Genomic DNA, 2643 nt, shown 5'->3' with positions numbered 1-2643 from the left:
GGCCTGTCACGCCGGGGGTCGCGGGTTCGAGTCCCGTCCGCTCCGCCACTAATTTGAAGGCCTTCCCGATTGGGAAGGCCTTTTTGCTATGGGCGATTTTTGCCCATAAGTCCCACAGGTTTGCACACCAGAACCAACACAAAGCCCGGCCTCACGACTGGGTTTTGATGTTTTTAGTCTGCTGGTGAGTTGCCGACATCCCACCACGATGGCAATACCTTCCCCTGTTGGCGTTCTGGCTACTATTTCCAACTCTGTATCGCAGCACATCCCATCTTGGCCATATTGTTCCGCAGCGAGCTGATAGAGCTTGAGGATTAAATCAGGCCGTCTTGCAATGGTACGTCATCACTTCCTCTTGTTTGTGTAATCCCCTTGTTTGTTTATAGATTTATTCCATTAAAACAGTCTCTTATCAAGAATGAGCTGTTTTGCAGCAGGAATACCATACGAGGAGAACGATAATGATTATTATTTGAATTATTGGGGGGGGGGGGAGTTACAATGCGGGCTGATTAATAAAGTGCTTTTCAAATGAGCCTTTTTTGATGCTGCACCTGGCCGGATGCCAAGGCGTTGTAACGAATGAAGTAAGGGAATACGCCACCTTCCTACTAAAAACGTTCAGGCTAAAACATGACAACAGTGAAACCGAACAAGCTTGCCTTGCTGGTCTGCTCCCTTCTTGCGACCCAGGCCCACGCAGCCAAACAAGAGGTGATGGTCGTCACCGCTTCCGGCTTCCAGCAGAAGATTGAAGACTCTGCTGCCTCCATCTCTGTGATTACCCGTGAGCAGCTGGAGAAGCGGGCCTATCGCGATGTGACCGATGCCCTGAAGGATGTTCCCGGTGTTGTGGTGACTGGCGGTGGCAGCAGCAGTGATATCAGCATTCGCGGTATGGGATCGAAATACACCCTGATGCTGGTTGATGGCAAAAAGGTGGATAGTCGTGGTACTCGCCCCAATAGCGATGAAGCTGGTATCGAGCAGGGCTGGCTGCCGCCACTGCAGGCGATCGAACGCATTGAGGTCGTCCGTGGTCCCATGTCATCCCGTTATGGTTCAGATGCCATGGGTGGTGTGATTAACGTGATTACCCGCAAGACCACCGGTCTGGCCTGGCAGGGGTCGGTTCACGCAGATTCGACCTTCCAGGAGAACAAGGATGCCGGTAATAGCTTCCAGACCGATGCCTATACCGCAGGTTCATTGATCGATGGGGTGTTGGGGCTGCGCTTCAATGGCCAACTGGCTCATCGTGGCGAAGACAAATTTACCCAGGGTTTTGCCGAGCAGGAGACTCGCAGTGGCACGGCAGTGCTCAGCTTCAAGCCTGATGAGCAGAATCGCTTCGATCTGGAGGCCAGTCGCAGTCTGCAGGATCGGGATCGCACTGCCGGCAATTCGCTGGATGTCAAGGTGACAGATAGCCTCTATCGCTACGAGCGCACCAACTATGCGCTGACCCATGATGGTCAGTATGATTTCGGCTCTTCCAGCAGCTATCTGCAGCAGGAGACCAACAGTAACCCCGTTCGCAAGATGGAGCTTACCAATACCATCGCCGATACGCATACACAGTTTATTCTGGGGGAGCACTACCTGAGTGTCGGTGGTCAGTATCGTTATGAGGATCTGCACGATCAAGGCAATGCCCTGACAGTGGCCAACCCTGCCGAGCAGCTGACCCGCTGGAGCTGGGCGATGTTTGTCGAGGATGAGTGGTCACTCACTGACAGCTTTGCCCTGACCGGAGGCGCCCGCATGGATCGGGACCAGAACTACGGCTCTCACTGGAGCCCTCGTCTCTACGGCGTCTGGCATCTGGACGATAGCTGGACGTTGAAGGGGGGCGTATCAACCGGTTACCGCTCCCCAGACTTGCGGATGTCGGCGGCCAACTGGGGTCAGGCTACTGGCGGCCGCAGTCAGGATGGCGTACTAATCGGTAACCCTGACCTCAAGCCCGAGACCAGCGTGAGTGAAGAGATCGGCCTGCTATGGAACGGTCATCAGGGCTTCAACGCCGGGGTTACCCTGTTCAACACCGACTTCAAGAACAAGATATCCGAAGTGCGTCGTTGCACCAGCAAGAGCGATCCCGCCTGTACCCTCAATGGTCACAGCTATGACTTCATCAGTGATCGGGTCAACGTCGACAAGGCGAACATGCGTGGTGTCGAGGGGATGATGGATTGGGCCATCAACGAGGATTGGTCGGTCAGCTCCAGCTACACCTTTACCCAGTCCGAGCAGAAGAGTGGTCCACTGGCGGGCCATGCCCTCAACCAGATGCCCCGTCACATGTTCAACGGCAGCGTAGAGTGGCAGACTACCGAGGATCTCAGCCTCTGGTCACGGGTCAACTTCCGTGGCGAGACCTCCGAGTACCTGAGCCGGGTCAAGATGGCGGAGGGGACGCCTTCCTACACCTTCTTTGACATGGGCCTGGTCTACAAGGCCAACAAGCATCTGGATCTGACTGCCGGGGTCTACAACCTGTTCGACAAGACGGTGGATTACAGCAGCTATGGCACTGTGCTGGATGGTCGTCGCTACAACCTGGGCGTAACCTACAACTTCTGATAGGGAACCTGTTATGCGGCCGCCATCTTCCGATGGCGGCCGTTTTTATTGCGC

At 54.9% G+C, this 2643-nt stretch carries 1 protein-coding gene; it reads left to right on the top strand.

All coding sequences use genetic code 11. The annotated features are described in order from the left end of the window. Positions 1-636: 636 nt before the first annotated feature. Positions 637-2589 carry a ligand-gated channel protein gene (locus tag AB5Y92_RS09535; protein ID WP_368226617.1) on the top strand — a complete coding sequence of 651 codons (1953 nt, stop codon included), beginning with the start codon at positions 637-639 and terminating at the stop codon, positions 2587-2589. The last annotated feature ends 54 nt before the right edge of the window (positions 2590-2643 follow it).

Origin of the sequence: Aeromonas sp. R1-1 (assembly GCF_040908495.1) — a bacterium.
Lineage (GTDB): Bacteria > Pseudomonadota > Gammaproteobacteria > Enterobacterales > Aeromonadaceae > Aeromonas > Aeromonas veronii.
Note: the sequence above shows the minus strand (reverse complement) of the source record. Positions and strands in the feature narration are given on the sequence as shown.